The 16824-nt window shown below is 69.8% G+C and carries 18 protein-coding genes and 1 pseudogene; 4 read left to right on the top strand and 15 right to left on the bottom strand.

From position 1 onward, the window contains the following. Positions 1-4 precede the first annotated feature (4 nt). On the bottom strand, positions 5-565 hold the full coding sequence (locus ACBJ32_RS52715) for a hypothetical protein (RefSeq protein WP_375133309.1): 561 nt from the start codon (positions 563-565) through the stop codon (positions 5-7). Between the two features lie 62 nt (positions 566-627). After that, complete coding sequence (locus tag ACBJ32_RS52710) at positions 628-1089, bottom strand: hypothetical protein (RefSeq protein ID WP_375133308.1); 462 nt, start codon at positions 1087-1089, stop codon at positions 628-630. Between the two features lie 382 nt (positions 1090-1471). Here ACBJ32_RS52710 and ACBJ32_RS52705 point away from each other — a divergent pair, with 382 nt between their 5' ends. Further along, positions 1472-1924: a hypothetical protein gene (locus tag ACBJ32_RS52705; RefSeq protein WP_375133307.1), complete on the top strand. Its 453-nt coding sequence runs from the start codon at positions 1472-1474 to the stop codon at positions 1922-1924. Positions 1925-2337: 413 nt separating this feature from the next. Here ACBJ32_RS52705 and ACBJ32_RS52700 read toward each other — a convergent pair whose 3' ends face one another. From ACBJ32_RS52700 to ACBJ32_RS52650, 11 genes are all read right to left on the bottom strand, one after another. Continuing rightward, positions 2338-2889, bottom strand: a complete 552-nt coding sequence (locus ACBJ32_RS52700) for a GrpB family protein (RefSeq protein ID WP_375133306.1) — start codon at positions 2887-2889, stop codon at positions 2338-2340. A gap of 215 nt (positions 2890-3104) precedes the next feature. Beyond that, the gene (locus ACBJ32_RS52695) at positions 3105-3506 is read right to left on the bottom strand and encodes a VOC family protein (RefSeq protein ID WP_375133305.1); all 402 of its coding nucleotides are present in this window, start codon (positions 3504-3506) and stop codon (positions 3105-3107) included. A gap of 15 nt (positions 3507-3521) precedes the next feature. After that, a complete protein-coding gene (locus tag ACBJ32_RS52690; RefSeq protein WP_375133304.1) occupies positions 3522-5036 on the bottom strand; it encodes an FAD-dependent monooxygenase in 1515 nt (504 codons plus the stop codon). A gap of 136 nt (positions 5037-5172) precedes the next feature. Continuing rightward, entirely contained in the window at positions 5173-5922 is a 750-nt protein-coding gene (locus ACBJ32_RS52685) for an SDR family NAD(P)-dependent oxidoreductase (protein ID WP_375133374.1), read from the bottom strand. A gap of 288 nt (positions 5923-6210) precedes the next feature. After that, positions 6211-6543, bottom strand: a complete 333-nt coding sequence (locus ACBJ32_RS52680) for a hypothetical protein (RefSeq protein WP_375133303.1) — start codon at positions 6541-6543, stop codon at positions 6211-6213. A 414-nt stretch (positions 6544-6957) separates the two neighbouring features. Beyond that, on the bottom strand, positions 6958-7359 hold the full coding sequence (locus tag ACBJ32_RS52675) for a hypothetical protein (protein ID WP_375133302.1): 402 nt from the start codon (positions 7357-7359) through the stop codon (positions 6958-6960). 413 nt (positions 7360-7772) lie between these two features. Next, positions 7773-8600, bottom strand: coding sequence for an urease accessory protein UreD (locus ACBJ32_RS52670; protein WP_375133301.1), 828 nt, complete (start codon positions 8598-8600; stop codon positions 7773-7775). Then, positions 8597-9286, bottom strand: a complete 690-nt coding sequence (gene ureG, locus ACBJ32_RS52665; RefSeq protein ID WP_375133300.1) for an urease accessory protein UreG — start codon at positions 9284-9286, stop codon at positions 8597-8599. Before ureG ends, ACBJ32_RS52670 begins: the two co-directional genes overlap by 4 nt. A gap of 30 nt (positions 9287-9316) precedes the next feature. Further along, positions 9317-10012 carry an urease accessory protein UreF gene (locus ACBJ32_RS52660; protein ID WP_375133299.1) on the bottom strand — a complete coding sequence of 232 codons (696 nt, stop codon included), beginning with the start codon at positions 10010-10012 and terminating at the stop codon, positions 9317-9319. A 39-nt stretch (positions 10013-10051) separates the two neighbouring features. After that, entirely contained in the window at positions 10052-11863 is a 1812-nt protein-coding gene (locus tag ACBJ32_RS52655) for an urease subunit alpha (RefSeq protein WP_375133373.1), read from the bottom strand. A gap of 127 nt (positions 11864-11990) precedes the next feature. Next, the gene (locus tag ACBJ32_RS52650) at positions 11991-12653 is read right to left on the bottom strand and encodes an urease subunit gamma (protein WP_375133298.1); all 663 of its coding nucleotides are present in this window, start codon (positions 12651-12653) and stop codon (positions 11991-11993) included. A gap of 388 nt (positions 12654-13041) precedes the next feature. Between ACBJ32_RS52650 and ACBJ32_RS52645 the strand changes: the two genes are divergently transcribed. Then, positions 13042-13695, top strand: a complete 654-nt coding sequence (locus ACBJ32_RS52645) for a sulfotransferase family protein (RefSeq protein ID WP_375133297.1) — start codon at positions 13042-13044, stop codon at positions 13693-13695. Positions 13696-13752: 57 nt separating this feature from the next. Then, positions 13753-13875, top strand: coding sequence for a hypothetical protein (locus tag ACBJ32_RS52640; protein WP_375133296.1), 123 nt, complete (start codon positions 13753-13755; stop codon positions 13873-13875). A gap of 137 nt (positions 13876-14012) precedes the next feature. Here the strand turns inward: ACBJ32_RS52640 and ACBJ32_RS52635 are convergent, their stop codons facing one another. Together ACBJ32_RS52635 and ACBJ32_RS52630 are read right to left on the bottom strand one after the other, a co-directional pair. Then, positions 14013-14363 (bottom strand): hypothetical protein, encoded by a 351-nt coding sequence (locus ACBJ32_RS52635; RefSeq protein WP_375133295.1) that lies wholly within the window; start codon positions 14361-14363, stop codon positions 14013-14015. A 7-nt stretch (positions 14364-14370) separates the two neighbouring features. Beyond that, on the bottom strand, positions 14371-15963 hold the full coding sequence (locus ACBJ32_RS52630) for an SMI1/KNR4 family protein (protein WP_375133294.1): 1593 nt from the start codon (positions 15961-15963) through the stop codon (positions 14371-14373). A gap of 62 nt (positions 15964-16025) precedes the next feature. Here ACBJ32_RS52630 and ACBJ32_RS52625 point away from each other — a divergent pair. Further along, positions 16026-16813, top strand: a pseudogene (locus ACBJ32_RS52625) (STAS domain-containing protein); the annotation flags it as partial. Positions 16814-16824: the final 11 nt, after the last annotated feature.

Raw genomic sequence — 16824 nt, 5'->3', positions numbered from 1 at the left:
ACGATCATGCGGCGAGGGCGTCCTCAATCCGCTTGTTGGCGATCTCCTGGTGGCCGTCGAGGCATTTGGCGTAGACCCTGAGGAGCACGTCCACGCCGTGCCCGGCCCGCTCGGCTATATCCGGGGCTGGTACGCCTGCGTTCAGCCAGAGGGACACCGGCCCGTGCCTCAGGTCGTACGGACGACGAGCGAGCGGTGAGGCGAACTGGGCGGGCGTCAGGACCAGCTTCCGGGCGTCCTGCCAGACCTCCGTGTAGGCCGTCGAGGCGACGACTCCACCGCGCTCGCTGCGGAACAGCCGGCCATCCTCGGCGACGCCGAACTCTTCGATGTGTTGCCGAAGGATCTGGACCAGCTTGGGTGGGATGGGGACTGGGCGGACGTCGTCGTGTCCTCGGTGCTTGAGGCCGGGTTCCTCGTGAGCGTCGCCCGTGTCGGTCCACTGAACGTTGACCTCGGGGCGGGAGACATCTACGAGGATGCGGCCCCAGCCAGTTGCCGGAAGATGGCAGTCCTGCTTCCTGAGCGCAACGGTCTCGCCGGGACGGAGGGCGGCGTAGTACATACAGGCGAACATGGCCTGGAGCCGACGCCCACGACCCCGCCCGCCTACAGAGGCCACTGCGGTCAGCAGTGCTTCGGCCTGGCGGGGGGATTCACCACCACCCGCGGATCCACCGTCTCCGTGGTCTTGGGCGGCTTCCACTTGACCTTGTGCACGGGGTCGGCGGGCAGTTCCTCCAGCTCTACCGCGTACTCCAGGACAGCGTGAAGGACTGCCCGCTTGCGGCGGATCGTGTTGGCGCTCGCTGCCTTACCGTCGAGGCGGAGCGCGAGGGCATCGAGAGCGAGGCGGACGGTCTTGGTCTCGTTCAGGTCGGCCAGGTCGAGCGAGGCACCTTCCAGCCACCGCAGCGCCTTCTTGCTCTCCAGCGGTACATCCGGACGCTTGGCTTCGGGCAGGAGGGCGTACTTGCGCAGAGCCGTGCGCAGGGTCTCGGCGTCCGGACGGCCGGGGCCGGTCCCGGACGGCGGCGGGACAGCGGGCCGTGCACCGTACGCCGGCCTCGCCGTACTGACCGAACGCATCTGCCGGGGTTGCCACGCCGCCGCACAAGTAGAGCCCTTACGATCGCCACGGCATGGCTGGTCACCGTACGTGGCCGGGGACGATCGACGATTCAGGGTTCGTTCCTCACCCTGGCTCAGCGAGCAACGTGGCTGATCGCGGTTCGGCGGCGGACGGGCACGCGGATACGCGAAGATCAGTGAGCTGGCCCATGGCGGATACTGTCAGCTGAGAGGAACGTCCCTGATCGACTCAACTTACCGCGAGTGGTTTCGCCTGCGAACCCGGCTGGTCGTCGACTTGACGTGGTGCTCTGCCACCAAGATTGACGACGTTCTGGCTGCGTATGGCATCTCACCCGAGAGCACTCAGCCGGCACGCTTCAACGCAGACGACGTCGACATGTTCATCGGGCGCCTCGGCAAGGGCATCGTCATCATGGACTACCGCGTCGATTCTGTCACCAATGGAGCTCTTCCCATTCTGGCGCAGTACGGCCCCTGCCTGAGCGCTACATGGATCGATGACGCCCCAGCGTTGATCTCTTATCGCACGGAAAGCGGCCTGGTGGTCAAATTCGACATGATGGATTGGAGCTGGTATCCAGTTCCTGATCTCGCCAGCGTAAAGCAATGGATCGCCGCAAGCCCAGCAGGTCGGGAGACCTGGGAGAACAGTTGCTATCTCGCCACGCTCATCACCGCCGAAGCGCTATGCCAGGCTGTGGTCGACGACGAATGGATGCGGTCCGTACACACTGGCGTCACCTCACCGGATCCACTAGGGCAGGAGATGCCATCAGCCCCCCACACTCTCAGCTCGATCATCGAAAAATACGGTAACCGCACACCGTAGAACAGGGGTCCGGCAGAACAGACCCCGTGACCACACACGTGATCGCCGTGTCATTAGCGTGCTATTAAGGGTGGTCAACAGAGGTCAGTCACGGTTGCCGGTCGCCCAAGTGGAGGTCGTGGTAGTCAGATCAGACCATTCTGCAAGCAGGGGTCGGGAGGGGTGCCTGTCGGTGTTCAAGCCCCGGGGTGCCGTGATCACAGGGTCCCAGTTGAAGTTTCAGTTGCAGTTCTGTCCCGTCCAGGAACGTTCAAACAAGAGCGAACACTGCCACTGACCTGCATTGAACGATCTGGAGCCGACCGAACTGGATCTTTTAATCCGTTGGTTCTGGGTTCGACCCCCGTGGTGCCCTGCCAGCCAACCGATTCTCTCCAATCTCATTCGCCGAGGTCTTACAGTTCTTGGGCCGGTTACGGAGTCCACCGAGTGGAGTGAGCCCAGGCTTCTGCGTGTTCCGTGATTTCAGCGATGAGCGGGCTCTTGGTCGCCGCGTAGGCGTTCATGTCTGACCAGTCGCGAGCGGCGAGTCGCTGTTTGAGTTCCCCGTAGAGTTCGCGGTCTACGGTGTCGTGGCGCAGCCAGTCACGAAAGAGGAGATGGCGGCGTTCCCAGTCGCTGCCTGTGGTGCAGATGTGCACATGGACAGCGAGGTCTTGAGTGCGCACCATGCGGTGGCCGGACTGGCGGACGCGCAGGCGGTAGCCGACGGCGAGGAGCTGCGGAAGGTAGGCGTCCTCGTCATCGGCGTTGGGCACACTCAGGTCGATGTCGACGATCGGTTTGGCCGCGAGTCCGGGAACTGCGGTTGAGCCGATGTGGTCTACACGGTGGGCCAGCGGGCCCAGAGCGGCGATGATGCGCGCTCGCTCCTGCGCAAAGCGCCTTGGCCACGCCTCGTCGTACGGGACGACTTTGATGTCGCGCTTCTCCTGTCCACCTATCAACTCGATGTCTTCCGCCACGATGGCCATTATCCCATCGGGGCAACGTCGCCTGGTCACGCCTTCCAGCCGGGGCGGTCGGCCGGCGACGGCGCAGATTGATCCCTAGCTGGATCTCCGACAACGCCTGCCATGGCGTGCAATATGCATGCAATGATCCACTCAGTTCGTGGGTTTCTGGACTATCGGAGGCCCGGGCATCTCAGCACGACGCAGGTGTGGCAGGAACGGCGATGCTAACTGTGGCGCGTCACCGCCAGGGTGCGCAGGACGCAGAACTCGTTGCCCTCGGGATTGGCCATGACCACCCAGCTCCGGCCGGGGCCCTGGCCCACGTCCACCTTGGCGGCGCCGAGGCCGAGCAGCCTGGCCACCTCGTCGCCGGTACTGCCGTCGATCGGGCTGACGTCGAGGTGGAGCCGGTTCTTCACGGTCTTGCCCTCGGGCACCTGGATGAACACCAGGGTGGGCGGCATCTGGCGGGCCCGGACCTCCTCGACGGTCGGCACCCAGGAGCCGATCTCGACCTTGCCCTCGCTCCGGTCGATCACCTCGAAGCCCAGCACCTCGCACCAGAAGGCCGCGAGCCTCTCCGGATCGTGGCAGTCGACGGACAACTCGGTGAATCTACTTGTCATGTCTCTCCCTGTGTTTCAAGGCGTTCCGAACCAGCCGGTGAGTGCTTCTCGCAGTGCGGGCGCGGCGGTGTCGGCGGGTTCGTCGAGGCCGGCGGCCCAGGCGATGTGGGCGTCCGGGCGGATCAGCAGGGCGTCGGCCGGTCGGTCGTCGGTCTTGGCGGTGTGGACGTCGACGCGAGGCTGCCAGTCCCGGGCGGTCTCGCTCAGGTCCGGGCGGGCGGTGAGGTTGAGCAGGACGGGCCGGGCGGGGTGCATGAGGTGGGCGATGCTGGTGATGCCCTGGTCGGTGTGCAGGGTGAGGTCGGGGGCGAAGGTGCCGGCCAGCGGGTGGGGGTGGGTGCCGGGCATCGGGTAGCGGATGTCGGTTCCGGCGAGGAGTGCTCCCATGCGGCGCAGTGGTTGTTCGTCGGTGAGCAGTTCGGTGAACACTTCGCGGAGCGCTTCGGCGGCCGGGTCGTGTCCGCGGCGCAGGGCGACTTGGGCGCGGGTGTGCAGCAGGGTGCGGGCGCCGGCGTGGTGGCGTTCGGCGTGGTAGGTGTCCAGCAGGCCGGCCGGGGCCGTGCCGTGGAGGTCGGTGGCCAGCTTCCAGGCCAGGTTGACGGCGTCCAGCATGCCGGCGTTGAGTGCCACTCCGGTGGCCGGGAACAGGTGCGCCGCGTCGCCGGCCAGCAGGATGCGCCCGTGGCGGTAGCGTTCGGCCTGGCGGGCCTTGAAGGTGAAGCGGGACAGCCGGGTCGATCCGGCCAGGGGCAGGTGGGCGCCGAGCACGCGGTGGATGCTGTCCTGCAGTTCGGTGAGGGTCATGGGGACGTCGTCGTCGTATTCGGTGGTCTCGTCCTCGATGGTGTAGAGGGAGACGGACCGGGCGCCGGGTGAGGAGCCGATGCCGAGCAGGCCGTGGTCGGTGCGGGTGAATCCGGCGCGGATGGTGCCGGAGCCGGGGACGTCGAGATCGCCGTTGCCGAGCACGGTGACCGTGTCGGGCAGGGTGGCCTGGGCCAGCCGGTTGACCTCGGGATAGGTGGTGCCGGGGAACGGGATGCCGGCCCAGTCGCGGATGCGGCTGCGGGCGCCGTCGCATCCCACGAGGTAGCGGGCGCTCACCTGGTACGGCCCGTCAGGGCCCCGCACGTCCACCCGCACCGCGGCCTCGTCCTGGCTCACTCCGGCCACCTCGTGCCCGCGGCGGATCTCGACGTCGAGCTCGCCGGCGCGTTCGTCGAGCAGTCGCTCAAGCAGTTGCTGCGGGAGCGGCAGGGCGTGCATCGGGGGATCAGGGAGCCGGGTGAAGTCCAGGTGCACGCCGCCGAAGGGGAACCGGGGCGCCGGCATGGGGCCGGGGCAGGCGGCTTCGAAGCGTTCCAGCAGGCCGCGGTAGCGCAGCAGTTCCAGGATCTGCCCGCCGAGACCACCGGCCTTGGGGGTGTCGCGGGGCCGCGGCTGCCGTTCCAGCACCAGCGGTCGCACTCCGGCCAGGCGCAGTTCGGCGGCCAGCATGAGACCGGTCGGGCCGGCCCCCACAATGATCACGTCAGCATTCCCCGCCGGCCGCTCTTCTCGCAGGTCTTCTTCCGCGGGCTGGGTGGCATCGTGCTGTTTCATCATCAATGACCTTTCGATCGTGTCGTACGTCGGGTTGTGACGCGCGCGAACCGGGACGGAGCTGTCAGTCGGGAGCCAGGCGGCTGAGGTGTTCCCAGGCGCGGTACTCCTCGGTCCTGGCCTGGTTCATCTGGTGGACCAGGTCGAAGGACTGGCTGCCGACGATCAGCCGCGGGGGCGGGTGGGGCAGGTCCACGAGTTGCATGAGGACCGGTGCGGCCGTGCTCGGGTCGGGCCCCGCTTCGTCGCCCCACATCTCGGTCAGCTTCGCTCGCAGCGGGTCATACGCCGGGTGGGGCGTGGTGGCCGTCGTGCCGGTCGTGAACAGGCCGGTGTCGTAGCCGCCCGGCTGGACGATGGTGACCTTGATGCCGAAGGGCTCGACCTCCATGGCCAGCGCCTGGCCGAGGGAGTCGATGGCCGATTTGCCGGCCGCGTACAAACCGGCCGAGGCCATCCCGCCGCCCGTGCCCATCGTCGTCACCAGGAGGATGTGGCCCGAGCCCTGGGCCCGCAGGTGGGGCAGCACGGACTGGGTGACCCAGATCTGGCCCAGGACGTTGACGTCGAAGTGGGCTCGGATCTGGGTCTCCGTGGCTTCTTCGACCATGCCGTACAGCATCGCACCGGCGTTGTTGCCCACGACGTCGAGCCTGCCGAACGCGGCCACCGCCCGGTCGACGCCCTCGTGCACCGCGGCGCGGTCGGAGACGTCGAGCGGGACGCACGCCAGGGTGTCGGGGTGGCGGGCCTGCAGGCCCGCCAGCGGCGCCACGTCGCGGGCCGCGGCCACGACGCGATCTCCTCTGCTCAGCGCAGCCTCTGCGAACGCTCTGCCCAGCCCCTGGACGCGCCCGTGATGAACCAGACACGCATGACACTCACTCCTTGCATCAGTCCTCGATGGCCTGGTAGACGGTGGTCCAGAAGTCGTTCATCAGGTGGGCGGGGCCCTGCCGATTGCCATGATCCTCATCTCCTTGTCGTCATGATGGGGCCGCCGGTTCCGTTCCGATCCGGCGTTCGCTCGTTCACCCTTGCGAAGGGACCTGACACCAGGCCGTCGGCGCCCTGACGCCGCCGTTGACATGGCAGCGCCAGGTCAGCGGGCGGCGCGGCCGGGTGAAGGCCGCTCGACGGCGAAGCCGGGAACGTAGTCCTCGAGCCGCACGAGTTGCGGGCGGGCCGTCGCTGTGCGGTCGAGTCCCTCCTGCGAAGGCGCGCCCAGGAAAAACTGGTCGGCGCCTTCGCACGCCATGTGCTGGTGCTCAGCGACGAAGCCGCGCATTTCCCACTCGTAGGCGGCGAACGCCTCCGCGTGGCCGCCGCCGGCGGCCAGCTCGCCGGCCAGGATGTAGGCGCCGATCAACGCCTGGGAGGCGCCGCGGCCCGAGGCCGGCGCCGCGCAGTAACCGGCGTCCCCGAGCAGCACCACCCGGAGGCAGGTGCCGTGAGTGGGTCTTTCACGACGGAGAGGATCCACCCGGACTCCAGGTGGGCGCGAGACGCCGCCGAGTTCGTCGAGCGGCGGCGCGGCGCGCCGCCGTTGCACCAAAACCTGGAGGGTACGGCAGGATTTCTGCGTCCAGGCGCTCGACCACGAGGAAACGGTTGGACGCAGTCAACCCGCGCAACAAACCATGCAGGTCGGGTCTTCGACAGTATCGCCGCGTTCATTGAACGCCCGCGCCTTCGAACTCATGGCGCACAAGGTAACAACGCCAATGCCTTCGGCAGGGGGCGCTCCCCCTCCGGGATGATCGCCTCGCCAGGTCTTGGGGCCGCAGGTGGTGGAGGTGGAAGCACGGCGGCAGACGGGATGATCAAGCAGGGTGGCTCGTGGAGTGCATCACCACTCACGCCATTCGTCTGTGATCTCGCATCGCTCGATTCCGCGACGAGCAGCGAGTCCATCAAGATCTATGCCGGCCTCGCTGAGCACGCCGTCGATGAACTCGCACAACTCCTCCCTCTCGATCGTGTCGTAGTCGTGATCGTCATGGGTGCCGTCGACGTTGTTGAGCCCTTCGACCCCCCGTCGGATCGCTGCGAAGACCTCTTCGTCGGAGGGCGCATCGAAGCCCCGTACCTCATTCTCGAAGGATGTGAGGACCTGCTCGGTCGCCAGTACGAAGGGCTCTGGATACAGCGCGGCGAAGTTTGTGTCCTCGACGCGCCTGAGGCCGGCGGCACGCTCGGCGATCTCCTCAGCAACGTGCTCACGCCAGGTATCTGTTGGTCTTTTCGCCACTGCGTGATGGTATGGCCAGACACTTGTGGTCCGACAGTCTGAGGTATGACTGACGACCATTTGCCCTACGCATTCTGCTCCAGCGGGCCGACGTGCCATATACGTGCGATGACTGCATGGCGGCTGACCTCGGTCATGCGGCAGGTGAAAGGCCATCTGCCAGCCGCGACGGTCACGCGCTGAAACCGTCGGCTCAGCCCACGCAAGTTCGGGCCTTGCACCTGCCGCACCAGCGGGAAGAGGCCCGTCACCAGCGGAAACGCGGTGACAGGCCTCTTGCTTTGTGTCCGGCCGCCTACGGTTGGTCGTTCCCGTACGCTCCCAACGATCAGAGCCGGCCGGGCCATGATCGCCGTCTGAAGGCCCACTGCGTGCAGCGGCCCAATCTCCTCGGCGCCGGCTCCGCGACGGGGTCAGCAGCATGAGCCAGAGCCCAGGCTCAACCACAGGGTGGAGTGCGCCGCTTCCAGGAGACGGTGCAGGTGCAGGGTGTCCGGGGCCAGGGCCGTGATCAGGATGGCGGGACCCGCCAGTGGGGTCAGCACGGCCTGGCCGGTTGCCGGGTCGTCGCCGAACAGGCGGGCGTGGTGCGGGTGCCGGTCCAGGGCCGGGTCGACGAGGAGGGTCTGGCCGATGGCACGGTGGCCGGCCGCGACGGCGGGGCCGGCCCAGCCAGGCGTGCCGGGCCCGTACATCGTCTGCTGGTCCAGCAGGGGGCGTCCGTCGCGGTGGACGGTGAGGCGGGTGGTCAGCCGGCCTGGCGGCTCGCCGGCGCGGCCGAGGACGATCTGTTCGCGCAGCAGGAGCCGGGCGGTGGGTGCGAGGTCGATGGCGCAGGTTTGGCGCAGGTTGCTGCGGGCGGCCGAGATGAGCGGCTGGGGCAGCCAGTGCAGGCCGGCGTTCTCGGCCACGGTCAGGTGCACGTCGTAGGTGGCGTGGGCGGTGGTGGGGCCGCGCAGGGCGATGGTCGCGGCGGCGGTGGTGACGTGCAGGTGCGCGCCGGGTTCGGCGGCGGCCTCGATGCGTAGCCGGTCACCGCCGAGCGGGGCGCTCATGGTGCCGAGGATGCATACCCGTGCCTGGTTTCCGTGGGGGCGGGCGCGGCGCAGGTCGAAGGGGCCGTCGCCGGCGAGTACGGGCAGGGCGGTGGCGTCGCCCGCCGCCGTGGCGCGGATGCGGGCTGTGGCGCGCACTCCGCGCACGGGCTCGGCCGAGGTGGACGGGGAAGGTACGGGGGTCATGCGGCGCGTGCGGTCCAGGCGGCGAGCCGGGCGCGGATCCAGCCGGCCACGGGCGTGATGCCGCCCGGGGCTTTGACCGCGGTCAGTACGGTGGGCAGGTCGTCGCGCTGGGCCTTGGCGTCGCGGGCCATGGCCTGCAGGTCGGCGCCTACGTGCGGGGCGAGGTCGGTCTTGTTGATGACGAGCAGGTCGCTGGTGGTGACGCCGGGGCCGCCCTTGCGGGGGATGTCGTCGCCGCCGGCGACGTCGATGACGAAGATCTGCGCGTCGACGAGGCCCTTGGAGAAGGTCGCGGTGAGGTTGTCGCCGCCGGACTCGATGAGGATCACATCCAGGGGGCCGAGCTGATCCTCCAGCTCCTCGACGGCTTCGAGGTTGGCGGAGATGTCGTCGCGGATGGCGGTGTGCGGGCAGGCGCCGGTCTGTACGGCGGTGATGCGTTCGGCGGGCAGAACGGCCTCGCGCAGCAGGAACTCGGCGTCTTCGCGGGTGTAGATGTCGTTGGTGACGACGGCGATGGACAGTTCTTCGCGCAGCGCCCGGCACAGGGCGGCGACGGTGGCGGTCTTGCCCGAGCCGACCGGCCCGCCCAGGCCGATGCGCAGGGCGCGCGGACGTCCACCGGAAGAGCCGCCGGAGCCGTGAGGGGTGCCGTCGGGGAAGGCATCGCTGTGATGGAGGTGCATGGTTGCTCCCGGGAGGGTTCGACGGGGTGGTCAGGAGGCGAACAGGCGGGCCGGGCGGGTGGCGTGCTGTTCGGCGGCGATGTCGAGCAGCGGCGCCGAGGCGGCCGGCAGCGCGGTGGGTCCGTCGGTGTGGACGCGTTGCGCGGCCTCGGCCGCGGTGGCTGCGATGCGGTCGATGTCGGCGGCCAGGCGGGCCAGGACGGCGGTGGCGGCGAAGGGGTCGAGCCTGAGCAGGCGGACGGTCGCGGTGACCGGGCCGCCGATGCTCTCGTACGCCGCCGCGTAGGCGGCGTCCAGTGGGGTCAGTCCTGCGCAGCGGGCGGTCAGGCCGAGCACCACGCTCTGATGGGCGCCGCGCGGCAGGGCCGCGGCCAAGGCGTCGAGGTCGGTGCAGGGCCAGGTGGCCCGGGCGGCGCGCAGCAGTTGCCGGCCGAGCCTGCGTGAGGTGCGGCGCAGGGCGGGGCTGGCGGTACGGGCGTCGGCGGCCTCCTCCAGCATCAGCGGGTCGTACCCGGCGGCGGCCGCGGCCGCGAGCCCGGCCGCGGCCAGGCCGGCGGTGTGCAGCCGGCCGCGGCAGAACTCCTCCAGGTCCGCCACGTCCCGTACGCGGCCCGCGGTGACGGCCTCCTCGGCCCCGCCGGAGTGGGCGTGCCCTCCGGCGGGGAATCGGCCGTCGGCCAGGATCAGCAGGGCGGCGCGGGTCATCGCGGGGGTGGCACGGGTCATCGCGGGCGGCTCACCTCTCATGCGCTCGGAATCCGGCGGTCAGAACAGGAAGTAGCGCTGGGCCATGGGCAGGGTGTCGGCGTACTGGCTGCCGTCGACGAGCTGGTCGTCGATGTCCGTCTTGACGTCCCTGGCCTTCGCGCCGCCGATCTCCACCTCGAAGGTGTCGGGGTCGATGCGGATGTCGGGGCAGGCGTCGTTCTCGCGCATGTCGGCCTTGAACACCTTGCGGGTGTCGCGGATGGCCCGGAACTGCTTGCGCACCGTGACCCGATCGGCCAAGCCGGCCTGGATGGCGTGTTCGGTGACGAAGTTGACCGAGTTGGCGCCCGGCGCCCTGCCGGTCGCTCCCCATACCGGCCGGGGCAGGACCGGCTGCGGGGTGGTGATGGAGGCGTTGGCGTCGCCGACCTGCGCGTAGGCGATCTGGCCGCCCTTGATCACCCGGTGCGGCTTGACGCCGAAGAACTTCGGCTCCCACAGCACCAGGTCCGCCAGCTTGCCCACCTCGACCGAGCCGACCTCGTGATCGATGCCGTGCGCGATGGCCGGGTTGATGGTGTACTTGGCGACGTAGCGGCGGGCGCGATGGTTGTCGGCCCCGCCATCGCCGTTGCGGTCGCCGGCCTGGTCACCCTCCAGCGGGCCGCGCCGGGCCTTCATCACGTGCGCGGTCTGCCACGTCCGTATGATCATCTCACCGATGCGTCCCATGGCCTGGGCGTCCGACGACATGATCGAGATGGCGCCGAGGTCGTGCAGGACGTCCTCGGCGGCCATCGTGGAGGGCCGGATTCGCGACTCGGCGAAGGCCAGGTCCTCGGCCACCAGAGGGTTGAGGTGGTGGCAGACCATCACCATGTCGATGTGCTCCTTGACCGTGTTGACGGTGAAGGGCCGGGTGGGGTTGGTGGAGGCGGGCAGCACGTTCGGCAGGCCCGCCATGGTGAGCATGTCGGGGGCGTGGCCGCCGCCGGCGCCTTCCACGTGGAAGACGTGGATCGGGTGGTCGCCGATGGCCTCGATGGTGTCGGCGACCGTGCCCGCCTCGTTGAGTGAGTCGGCGTGCAGGGCCAGCTGCACGCCGGTCGCGCGGCACACCTCCAGGCAGCGCCGCAGTACGGCCGGGGTGGCCCCCCAGTCCTCGTGGATCTTGAAACCGAGAACGCCCGCCTCCACCTGGTTGTAGAGGGATTCGGTGGACATGGTGCTGCCCTTGCCGAGCAGCCCGATGTTGACCGGGAAGGCGTCCAGCGCCTCGAACAGCCGGGTCAGATGCCAGGCGCCGGGCGTGACGGTGGTGGCGGTGCTGCCTTCGGCGGGGCCGGTGCCGCCGCCGATCAGGGTGGTCACCCCGGCGGCGAGCGCCTCGTGCACCTGCTCGGGGCAGATGAAGTGCACGTGCGTGTCGATGCCGCCGGCGGTCATGATCTTGCCGTTGCCCGCGATGACCTCGGTCTCCGGGCCGATCAGGAAGTCGGTGGCCCTCTCGTGGCCGTCGTGCAGCCGGTCCATGGTCTCGTCGTTGTAGGCCTTGCCCAGCGCGACGATCCGGCCGTCACGGATGCCCACGTCCGCCTTGACCACGCCCCAATGGTCCAGGATCACCACGCCGGTGATGACCGTGTCGGGCGGCTGCGGGGCGCCGAACCTGGCCGGGTCGCGCGGTGCGCAGGACTGGCCCATCGACTCGCGGATCACCTTGCCGCCGCCGAAGATGACCTCGTTGCCGCTGCGTCCCGGCCCGCCGGCCCAGTCCTCGGTGATCTCGATCCGCAGGTTCGTGTCGGCCAGCCGAATGCGGTCGCCGAGCGTCGGGCCGTACCTGTCGGCGTACTCCACGCGGGTCAGGGGCTGCTCGATCGGCAGGATCTCCGGACCTGGCACACCCTCCTGCCCTGATGTTCCTGCCGCGGGCTCAGCGGGCGGGGCGATCGCCGGCTCGGCGGAGGCGTCCGTCGATGCGTCTGCCAGGGACTCATCCATCGAGCTGCCCCCCGACCTCGCCGCGCAGGCCGGCGACGATGCGCCTGCCCTCGATGGGCACGAGCGTCACCGTCCGGGTGCATCGGGGCTCGAACCGGATGGAACTGCCGGCGGGAATGTGCAGGCGCTTGCCGTAGGCGGCGGCGCGGTCGAAGTCGAGGCGAGGATTGGCCTCGTAGAAGTGGTAGTGCGAGCCCACCTGGATGGGACGGTCATCACTGTTGGTGACCGTCACGATGGAGATCTCGCGGCCCTCGTTGAAGGCCACGTGCGTGGCGCCCTCGGGATGGTCGATCTTCCCCGGATGAACCAGCAGGTCCGCTTCCACCTCCACTTCTGTTTCGGCTTCCGGTTCGGCGAAGGGGTCGCGAATGGTGACCAGCTTGGTGCCGTCGGGGAAGGTGGCCTCGATCTGAATGTCGGAGATCATCTCAGGTACGCCCGCCATGACGTCGTCACGGGAGAGGATCTTCTCTTCGGCGGACATGAGTTCGTGGACCGACTTGCCGTCCCGGGCGGCCTCCAGCACGTGCGCCGTGATCAGCGCGACCGCCTCCGGGTGGTTGAGCAGGACTCCCCGCTCCTTGCGCCTGCGAGCCACGTCCGCAGCCACATGGATCAGCAGGCGCTCTTGTTCATGCGGAGTCAGATGCACCCCGCCACCTCGCCTTCGCTCTGCCCCGAGGTGTCATCCCCGGAGGCCTGCCGACGACGCGGATCGCCCGGCATGACCGGCCTGCGACCACATCGCCGTCCGCTGTTCGGCCGAGAGATGATCTCCTTGCCGGTGCGTCCGGAACGGGTGGCCCGGGCGGCGCGGTGATCACCACCGTGTTGCTAGCCGACCGTAGCTTTTCAATTACTCGTAGTGATATGCCGTGGTGGTGAGGCGTGCGTTACACGTGTCCCAACGTTCGCACCGTCTGCCACACATGCCTGCACAGTTCGGTAGCTGGGGCCGGGATCGGTGTTCTCGATGCGCAGCCTGTCGGGCATGCGGGTCGGCGGCTCGGATCGTCGTGATCGGGAGAGGGTGGGCCGGTATGGGTTGGCGCGTTGTGGGGGCGGGGTTTCCGCGTACGGGGACGACGTCGCTGAAGGTGGCGCTGGAGCGGCTGCTCGGGAAGCCCTGCTACCACATGGAGGAATTGTTCGGGCGGCCGGACGACGCCGCGGTCTGGCGTGACGCCTGCGCGGGAGCGGTGCCGGACTGGCGCCGGTTTCTCGCAGGGTACGCCGCCGGCGTCGACTGGCCGGTGTCGTGGTTCTGGCGGGAACTGTCCGCCGCGTTCCCGGACGCGCTGGTGGTGCTGTCCCGGCGGGAAAGCGCCGAGCGCTGGTATCAGAGCGTGGACCGGACGGTGCTGGACGGGGCGCGCCACCTGATGGGCGGGGGTCCCGCGGGCAGGCGGCCGCCGTTGCTCGCCACTGCCGGTCCCGAGCAGGGCGGTGCCTTGGAGGAGATGATGCGGGCCTTGTTCGGCGGCGCGTTCGGCGACCCCCATGACCGTGACAGGGTCATCGCGGCCTACGAACGGCACCTCGCCGAGGTCCGCGCCACCGTGCCGGCGCACCGGCTGCTGGAATGGCAGCCGGCCGACGGCTGGCAGCCGCTGTGCGCCGCGCTCGGCCTCCCGATCCCCGACGAGCCGTTCCCTCACGAGAACGCCACGGCCAGGACACCGGACGGCCGATGATCTCGCCGGCCGAGGGGATCGCCGGCGTGCCCGCAGTACCTGATCATCAACTTGCAGATGGGCTCCTGGGCTTCACAGATCGACAAGAACGACCCGCTCTGGAGCCAGCAGCCCGGTCCTTCCGGCAACACCACCTTCCAGGCACGCAACGTGTGGGTCGGCTGGACCCGTAACTGGTAGGACCCCTCCTTTTCTGTGGAGGCGGCGCGCGGCAGTTCGAGAGAGCGGGTCGAGGGGTGGCATGTCGCCGGCCGCCTCCACGCCGCAGTGCTGTTCGCGCGCCGCTGAGGAAGGGCCGGCCCTCGCTGATGGACGGCTCATCGGTCGAGGTAGTCGTGGCGCTCGTCGGCGGGGCCGAGGTGCACCCGGCCGTCGCGCACCTGCCACTCGGCCCGGCCGTCCACTTCGTGGGACACGAGGAAGAGCCCGACCACGCGGTCGCCGTCCGCGTCGGCGGCCGGCAGCGCGGCGGCCTGCCGGATCACGTCGAGCAACTCGTGGACGTGCTGCTCACGGACCGCACGCGCGTAGCAGACGGCGTCGAGCCAGCCGCCCTGGGGGAAGGCCCAGCCGGGGTCCGGCGCGTCGCCGATGATGCGCTCGAACGAGCTCCTCTGGCCGCGATCCTGGAACTCCAGCCACCCTCGGACGTGGACCCACACCCCCATGGCGCCGTCAGCCGCCGGTCACGCGGACGCTGTCGCCGGTGTCCACGCCGAGGCGGGACGCCCAGGCCAGGGCGTCGTGGAGGGTGGCGGTGTCGTCCGCCAGCCGGGCGGCCGCGAGCGTGGCGGGCGCCCCGCCCTTCTCCAGCAGGACGTTCCACTGCCGCGTGGTGAGCGCCAGGTAGCGCAGGTCAGGCAGGTCCGCCAGGACGGTGAGATCGGCCACCTCGGCGCGGGAGAGGTCCAGGCACCGCAGGTTGGGGAGGGAACGCAGCGGTGCGAGGTCGACCGGTGCGTGATGATCCGTGGCGGTTCCCAGGTCCAGGGCGGCGAGGTGGTGGTGGCCTGCCAGCGGGGTCAGGTCGCCGCCCGCCAGGGTGACGCGCAGCGACTCGATCGGCAGGGCACGGACAGGCGTCAGGTCGCGGGTGGCGCAGCGGTTCAGGTTCAGCTGCCTGACCTGCGGGGCGGCGGTGAGCGGGGTCAGGTCGACGGGACTCGGGGCGTCGTTGATGTGCACGGCCTGGAGGCCGGGCGGGAGGTCGTGGGGCAGCTCGCCGATGATCTCCTCGGGGCCGAGGCGGTAGTCGGGCTGCGGGAGGTAGATGCCGTCCTCCTCCTCGTCCTCGGGCTCGTACGCGCCGCGTTCCAGCAGGTCCAGATAGTGGCCGAGGAGCGAGGTCACCGAGTCGGCGAGGTAGGCGGGGCCGTCGTCGTGGTCGCGGCCGACGCGGATGACCTGGCCCGGCCGGCCGTTCGGGGCGGGTGACATGTCCACCGCCAGGAAGTTGCCGTCCTCGCTGGTGGCGAACGGCAGCCAGGCGGGGTGGCCGCCGCAGCGCCGGACGGCGCCGGGCGGGTCGGTGTCGAAGACGACCCAGTTCCAGCCCAGCTCCCAGAAGGGTGGCATCGGCTCGCGCACGTCCTCGTGCACGGCGACCAGGCTGTCCAGCCCCAGCCAGACGGCGTTGCCGAACAGGCAGAGGTCATCGTGGAAGCCGCGGGGGTTCGCGAGCTCGTACAGGGCCCGGAGGTCGGCGGGCAGGGGACGGCCGAGGCGGCGTTCGGCCTCCTCCAGGGCGGCGGCCGAGGCGGGCGGCGGGAGCGGCTCGGGCCGCCCGAGGATCGCCGCCCGCCGCTCCAGGTACGCGCGAAATCGCGCCACCGCCAGGTCCGGATCCCCGGCCGGGGCCGCCGTGCCCTCCTCCTGCGTGAAGCCGGGCTGGGGCAGCCGATAGCCGTGGTCGAGGACGACCTGGAACCCGCCGGCTCTCCCGCGCAGGCTCGTCACCGTGTCGGCGAACGCGACGAGCTCGTACTCCCCGGTGGGCAGGCACTCGATCTCCAGGTTGGTGCGCCTCCAGCCGCGCAGCTCACGCACCGCCTCCGCCAGCCTCATGAGCTCGGTGAAGGGCGCGGGCACGTGGCCGCTCAACCGGGACGCGCCGCGAACGGCGTAACCGCCTGCCACCAAGGCGCCGCCCGCGCCCGCCACGCTGTTCAGCACCGCCCGCGTCCAGCCGGGCGGCGCCTTCGCGACGATGGCCTCGACGATCGGTCGTACGGTCGCGTCCACCATGTTCGGTCCTCGTTCTGTCGGCATCGCCGGCCAGTTTGGCAGCGTCCGCCGACAGAAACGGTGGCCCGGCCCGGCGAGGCCCGCGCTCCATCGTCGCGCTCACCGCGCTGACCATCGGAGCTCACCTGGCCGTGCCGACCGTCGGCGACCGCGGCGTGCTGCCCTCCTCGCTGCCCGTGCCAGGGCTGCCGGACGTGCCCTTCACGCTCGGCACCCTCACCCTCATCGCCCCGTACGCGTTCGGCTTCGCCCTGGTGGGGCTGATGGACGGGGCCGCACCCGCCTGTCCACCTTCACCGCCGGCGTGCTGCTCATGGTGCTGTGCATCGTCTTCGGCCCGCTGGTGTCCCAGATCCCGATGGCCGCCCTGGTCGCCGTCATGATCCTGGTGTCGTTCGGGACCTTCGACCGGCACTCCGTCGCGCCGGCCACGCTCAGGCGCATGCCCGCCGGCGAGATCGGCGTCATGGTGATCACCGTCGCCGTGGTGGTCGCCACGCACAATTTGGCCATCGGCGTCGTCGTCGGCTCCCTGACCGGCCTGGTCGTCTTCGCCCGCCGCGTCGCCCACCTCGCCCAGGTGACCTCCTGCCTCGATCCGGACGGCAAGCAGGTCGTCTACGCGGTCACCGGCGAGCTCTTCTTCGCCTCCAGCAACGACCTGGTCTCCCGGTTCGACTACGCGGGAGACCCCGGCGACGTGGTCATCGACCTGACCGGCGCCCACATCTGGGACGCCTCCTCCGTCGCCGCCCTGGACGCCGTCGAGGCCAAGTACGCCGCCCGCGGCAAGACCGTCCGGATCGTCGGGCTCAACCAAGCCAGCGCCCGCATGCACGGAGCCCTGTCCGGAGAGCTGTCCGGCAGCCACTGAGCCCGGCCACG

This window comes from Nonomuraea sp. GTA35, assembly GCF_041950525.1.
Taxonomy (GTDB): domain Bacteria; phylum Actinomycetota; class Actinomycetes; order Streptosporangiales; family Streptosporangiaceae; genus Nonomuraea.
This window is presented reverse-complemented; position numbering and strand designations above follow the sequence as displayed.